Below are 5641 nucleotides of genomic sequence, written 5' to 3' on the forward strand. Positions count from 1 at the left end.
ACGTAGGGGTGGGGGGTGCCGGGAGGGTAGTGACTCATCGAAGTTCCTTGTCTGACGTCCGCCTCATGGTTCCAGTCAAGCCGAAGGCGCTGAGACGGTACATAGTTGTAAAGCTCAGGTGCATGTCCCTGCGTCCAACCCCGCCTGCCGGGAGGCGGGTTCAGCGCGGCACGGTGGCCGGTTCGCGGTCGTCGCGCGCGCTCACGCCGAGGTTCTGGTGGATCTCCAGCGTGGCGGTGGAGCGGTTCAGGGTGATGTAGTGCAGGCCGGGGGCGCCCTCGGCGAGCAGCCGCTCGGCCATGGCCGTGGCGTGCTCGACCCCGATGCGGTGGCCGTCGGCGGGGTTGTCCCTGGCGGCTTCGAGGCGCTGGGCGAGGTGGTCGGGGAAGCGGGCGTCGCTGAGTTCGGCGAACCGGCGGATCTGCCGTACGTCGGTGGCGGGCATGATCTCCGGGATGATCGGGGTCGTGCAGCCGGCCGCCGCCAGCCGGTCGCGCAGTCTCAGGTAGTCGTCCACGTCGAAGAACATCTGGGTGATGGCGTAGTCGGCGCCCGCGCGGCACTTGGCGACGAAGTGGCGGATGTCGGTGTCCCAGTCGGCGGAGCGCGGGTGGCGCTCGGGGAAGGCGGCCACGCCGACCGTGAAGTCGCCCAGGTCCCTGATGAGGGTGACCAGTTCGCTCGCCTGGGCGAAGCCCTCGGGGTGGCGTACCCATTCGGCGCGCGGGTCGCCCGGCGGGTCGCCGCGCAGGGCGAGGACGTCGCGGATGCCGGCGTCCGCGTACTGGCCGATGATGTGGCGCAGTTCGGCGACGGAGTGGCCGACGGCCGTCAGGTGGGCGACCGGGGTGAGGGTGGTCTCGGCGGCGATGCGCTTGGTGACCTCGACGGTGCGGTCGCGTGAGGAGCCGCCCGCGCCGTACGTGACGGAGACGAAGGTGGGGGCGAGCGGTTCGATACGGCGGATCGCGTTCCAGAGGGTGCGTTCCCCGGCTTCGGTCTTCGGCGGGAAGAATTCGAAGGAGAACGAGCGCCGGCCTTCGGAGAGCAGCGCGCGGGGGCCGGGCTGGGGGTACGGCGGACGGTCTGCGGTCTCTGCCGCCATGGCGGAGGTCCTTCCTGAAGTCGGTCGAGGCACCTGTGAGTTCGCACAGTAGCCGCCGAGTGGCGCTGCGTTCCGCCGTGGCCGCATGGTGATCAGCGGTGTGTGGCCGCCCCCGTGGGGGTCAGCGGGTGCCGGCGCGCCCGCGGAGCAGGCACTCCTCCAGGAACGCCACCGCCCGGACGTGGTAGGCGCGGGCCGCGTGGCCGAGGCTGATGTTGTGGCCGGCTTCGGGCAGCCGCTCCACCGCGACGTGCGGGGCCGCGGTGAGGAGGGCCGTCATCTCGGCGAGGTCGTCGTCGCCGAGCCGCCACCACAGTTCGTGTTCCGCGAACGTCAGGCGTACGGGGATCGTGACGCGGCCGGCCAGGCGCGGGTACTGCGCGGGCCAGGAGGCGGTCTGGGCGGCCTCGTGCCGGGGGACGCGCTGGAGGAGGGAGCGGCTCGCCCGGAACGTACCGGGCGGATAGAGGTGCAGCGGCCCCCAGTTGAGCCGGGACGCGCCCCCGCCGAGGGTGTCGGGGAAGTGGCGGGCCTCGGGGTTGTACTGCCAGCCGCAGCCGTTGACGTCCAGGCCGAGCAGCGACCCGCCGGCTTCGGCGGCGGCCATGTGGAAGGCGACCTTGCCGCCGTCGGAGTGGGCGGCGAGGAAGAAGCCGGCGCCGGTGGGGTGGGTCTGGGCGAAGGCGGCGAGCGCGGTGTGCAGGACGACCGCCTGTTCGCCGAGGGAGTGGCCGTCCGGGAGCTGCCGCGCGGACAGCCCGTACCCGGGGCGGTCCAGCGCCAGTACGGTGTGGCCGAGCCGCGCGCCCAGGGTGAGCAGGGAGTTGAGCGGGTCGGTGAGGCCGTTGAAGTAGTCGGCGCACATGCCGCGGCCGTGCACGGCGACGATGACGGCGCGTGGTGCTCCGCCGGTGCCGTCGTGGACACCGGCGGGTTCGGCGAGCAGGCCGGACACCTGGACCCCGCCGGCGTCCAGGAGGATCGGCCGGACGGCGGGGACAAGGCTGAGGTCGGATCCGAGAACGGGGCCGAGGTCAGGAGCGGCGGCGGGGTCGGAGCCGAGGGCGGGGCCGGGCGGTGGCGTGGTGTCGGCCGGAGCGGTCATGGGTGCTGGTCTCCAGGAGCGGTACGGGACAGGGCGGTCAGGACGTGCGGGACGGTGGCCGGACCCTGGCACGGTCCAGGTCCTCCAGCCAGCCGGCCGCGCTGTCGGTGCGCAGCAGCGACGTACCGACCAGCAGACCCGCGAAGCCCGCGTCGAGCAGGCGTGCGGCGGCGACCGGGCTGTCGATGGCGCTGGCGCTCACCGGACACCGGGTACCGGACGCGCGGAGGGCGGGCAGCAGGGCCATGCTCCGGTCCAGGTCTCCGCGATCGCTCTCCTTGACCTTGATGTCCTTGTTGTTGACGGCGACGACACACTCGTCGGCGTGCGGCAGCCCGTCGAGTTCGGCCTCCTGGGTCACTTCCACGAAGGGGGTGAGGCCCTCGGCGAGGCAGCCGGAGATCAGGGTGCGCATGCTCGACCTGGGCAGCAGGGCGGCGGTGAGCAGGACGGCCGAGGCGCCCAGCTCCCTGGCGGCCCGCAGCTGGTCCTTGCGGGTGATGAAGTCCTTCTGGAGCAGGGGCAGATCGGTGAGCGCGGCGACGTCGCGGAGCAGGGCCGTCGTCCCGCCGAACCAGCGGCCCGTCACCACGGAAATACAGGGCGCGCCCGCGCGTTCGTACGATTCCACGATCGCGGCCGGGGTGCGTCCGCCGAGCAGGTCGTAGCCGTGCGCGTCACGCCGTTTGACCTCCATGACCAGCGGGCGCTCGGCGGCCAGCAGGGCTTCCAGGAAACGGGCGGTCATCTGGTCTCCTCCAGGAGAGGTACGGTCCGCCAGGCGCGGGCCAGGGCGGTGACGGCCGGCGCCGCGAGGCGTCCGTGGCCGTCGCGTGCCGCCGTGTCGACGTCGACGCCGCGGAACCCGGGGTGGCTCACGACGGCTTCGAGGCCGGGGCGGTGGGCGGGGGTGATGCCCCCGGCGAGCAGGAACGGCCGGGTGAGGCGGGGCAGCAGGTCCAGCACGTCGTCCGCGCGCAGGGCCTGTCCCGTGCTGCCGATCCGGCCGTCCTCGGTGGTGGTGTCGAGGAGGAAGAGGTCGGTGCCGGCCCGTTCGTACGCGCCGATCAGCGGGCGTTCCAGGCAGACGCCGTCGCGCAGGTGGAGCACCTTGACCAGCACCGCGTCGGGCAGGGCGGCGCGCAGCGCCCGGACCACGGAGGGCGGCTGGTAGGCGTGCAGCTGGAGCCAGCGGAGCCCGGTGCGGCGGGCCAGCGTGACGAGGGCGTCCGGGTCGCCGAGGAAGGTGACGAGGACCGGTTCGAGGCGGCCGGTGGCGTGGGCGGCGGTGACCAGGCCGGCCAGCCGGTCCTCGGGCAGGTCCGCGTGGCCGCCGGGCACCCCGTGCCAGAGGCCGGCGCAGGTGGCCCCGTGGGCGGCGAGCAGGGCGATGTCGGCGAGTTCGGTGGCTCCGCAGACCTTGAGGACGCCGGCCGGCACGCTCACTGGCCGAGGCCCATCATCGAGGCGATGCGGTTGTACTGGATCTCGCTGGTGCCGGAGTAGATGGTGCCGGCGACGGCGTTGCGTACGTCCTTCTCCAGGCCGTACTCGGTCATGTAGCCGTGTCCGCCGAAGAGCTGGACGGCGGTCAGGCTGGTGGCGAGGTTGGATTCGCTGGTGAGGAGTTTGGCGATGGCGAGGTCGGTCGTGACGTTCTCGCCGGCCGCGAGGCGCTCACCGGTGTCGTACAGCCATTTGGAGGCCGTCTCCAGCCGGATCTTCGCGTCGACGATCTTGTTCGCGACGGACTGGTAGGAGCCGATGGTCTTCCCGAAGGAGCGGCGGGTCCTCGCCTGCTCGACGAGGCGGCCGAGGCGGTACCGCATCTCCCCCACGTTGACGACGAAGGAGTAGAGGATCTCGCGCTTCATCACGTGGTCGAGCACGAGGAACCCCCCGCCGACGCGGCCGAGGACCTGGGTGGCGGGAACGCGGCAGTCGTCGAAGTAGAGCTCGCTGATGGGTGAGGTGCGCAGGCCCATCTTCTTGGTGGGTTTTCCGATGACGAGGCCGGGGGTGTCCCGGTCCACGAGGAACGCGGTGACGCCGAGGGCTCCGCCGTCCGGGCGCGTACGCGCGTAGACGACGACGACGTCGGCGACCGGCCCGTTGCTGACGAAGATCTTGCCGCCGTTGAGGACGAAGTGGTCGCCGTCCCGGACGGCCCGGGTGGTCATCGCCATGGCGTCCGAGCCGCTCTCCGCCTCGGTGATCGCGTGGGCGCCGATCGTCTCGCCGGAGCAGACCCCGGTGAGGTACTTCTCTTTCTGGGCCGCCGTGCCGAACTGCTCCACGGGGACACCCGTGCTGGCCATGGTGGTGGTGACCGAGAAACTCAGCCCCGAGTCGCGGCAGTTCTCGCCCAGGCCTTCGAGCACGTGCATGGTGGTGAGCAGGGACTGTCCAAGGCCGCCCCACTCCTCCCCGAAGGGCAGTCCGAGAATGCCGGTCTCCCGGATCAGCTTCCACTTGTCCCAGGAGAACGTGGCCTGTTCGTCCTGTTCGATGTGGCCGGCGCTGAGGGCCTCGCCCCACCGTGCCAGGCCCTCGCGCAGGTCGGTCTGATCGGCGTTCCAGCGGATCACGGCGAGCCTTTCGATGTACGTACGGACCGTGCGGGTCTGGGGTGGATCAGTAGGCGGAGGAGCTGTGTTCGTCGAGCTGGTGCACCTCGTCGCCCTGGAGGGCCGGCGAGAAGACGCACACCAGGCGGAGGTCCTCGTGCGGGCTCGCCACGAGGTAGTGGGGATCGTTCTCGTTGAGGGAGTACAGGACGCCCGGCGTGAGCGCGTGGGACGTGCCGTCGAGCTCGATCACCTCGCCGGAGCCCTCGATGCAGTAGCAGGTCTCCAGGTGGTTGCGGTACTGGAGGCGGGACTTGGTGCCGGCGCGCACGGTGGTGTCGGTGACGCTGTAGTCGAGGCCGTCCGCGGCCGTGAGGAAGCGACGGCTCAGGCCGTTGCCCCATTCGACGGTCTTGACGTTCTCCAGGTCACGGATAATCATGTTCAACTCCCTGTTCTCTCGGGTGTGTTGGTTGGGATGGGAGAGACGGACCGGACGAAGTCGCGGAAGGCCCGGACGACGTCGTCGCCCTGGTCGAGTGCCTGCTCGATCGTGGCGACGCCGGCGGAACCGATGATCACGCCATCGGCGCCGCAGGCGCGTACGGCTTCCACGTCCTGTCTGGTCCTGACCCCGAAGCCGACGGCTATCGGGGACGTCGTGTGCGCCCGGAGAGCGGTGACCGTGCCGGCCAGGTCCGCGTGGCCGGTGGCCGGCGCGGTTCCGCTGCGTCCGTAGTGGGCGACGAGATAGAGGTAGGCGGTGGCCTGGGCCGCCGCCTCCGCCCGGGTGGCGGGCGGGCTCTGCTGGTAGCAGGTGGTGACGACGGGCAGCCCCGCCTCGCGGGCGGCGGCCAGGTGGGC

The 5641-nt window shown here is 71.7% G+C and carries 7 protein-coding genes; all 7 read right to left on the minus strand.

Annotated features, from left to right (window positions below; all coding sequences use genetic code 11):
• Positions 1–160: 160 nt before the first annotated feature.
• A complete protein-coding gene (metF, locus tag GT042_RS32975; RefSeq protein WP_161312360.1) occupies positions 161–1105 on the minus strand; it encodes a methylenetetrahydrofolate reductase [NAD(P)H] in 945 nt (314 codons plus the stop codon).
• Between the two features lie 121 nt (positions 1106–1226).
• Positions 1227–2210: an alpha/beta hydrolase gene (locus tag GT042_RS32980; protein ID WP_161312361.1), complete on the minus strand. Its 984-nt coding sequence runs from the start codon at positions 2208–2210 to the stop codon at positions 1227–1229.
• A 37-nt stretch (positions 2211–2247) separates the two neighbouring features.
• Positions 2248–2958 (minus strand): indole-3-glycerol-phosphate synthase, encoded by a 711-nt coding sequence (locus GT042_RS32985; RefSeq protein WP_161312362.1) that lies wholly within the window; start codon positions 2956–2958, stop codon positions 2248–2250.
• Complete coding sequence (locus GT042_RS32990) at positions 2955–3656, minus strand: N-(5'-phosphoribosyl)anthranilate isomerase (RefSeq protein WP_161312363.1); 702 nt, start codon at positions 3654–3656, stop codon at positions 2955–2957. The genes GT042_RS32985 and GT042_RS32990 overlap by 4 nt, the downstream gene beginning before the upstream one ends.
• Entirely contained in the window at positions 3653–4798 is a 1146-nt protein-coding gene (locus GT042_RS32995) for an acyl-CoA dehydrogenase family protein (protein WP_161312364.1), read from the minus strand. Before GT042_RS32995 ends, GT042_RS32990 begins: the two co-directional genes overlap by 4 nt.
• A gap of 46 nt (positions 4799–4844) precedes the next feature.
• Positions 4845–5219, minus strand: a complete 375-nt coding sequence (locus GT042_RS33000; RefSeq protein WP_161312365.1) for an ectoine synthase — start codon at positions 5217–5219, stop codon at positions 4845–4847.
• A 2-nt stretch (positions 5220–5221) separates the two neighbouring features.
• A partial coding sequence (locus GT042_RS33005; protein ID WP_202534420.1) for a tryptophan synthase subunit alpha occupies positions 5222–5641 on the minus strand: 420 nt, incomplete at its 5' end.

The organism is Streptomyces sp. SID3212 (assembly GCF_009865405.1).
In the GTDB taxonomy this organism is placed as follows: Bacteria; Actinomycetota; Actinomycetes; order Streptomycetales; family Streptomycetaceae; genus Streptomyces.

Coding starts and splice junctions, on each gene's coding strand:
- GT042_RS32980 (WP_161312361.1), bottom strand. CDS start 2,210: ATGACCGCTCCGGCCGACACCACGCCACCGCCCGGCCCCGCCCTCGGC.
- GT042_RS33000 (WP_161312365.1), bottom strand. CDS start 5,219: ATGATTATCCGTGACCTGGAGAACGTCAAGACCGTCGAATGGGGCAAC.
- metF (WP_161312360.1), bottom strand. CDS start 1,105: ATGGCGGCAGAGACCGCAGACCGTCCGCCGTACCCCCAGCCCGGCCCC.
- GT042_RS32985 (WP_161312362.1), bottom strand. CDS start 2,958: ATGACCGCCCGTTTCCTGGAAGCCCTGCTGGCCGCCGAGCGCCCGCTG.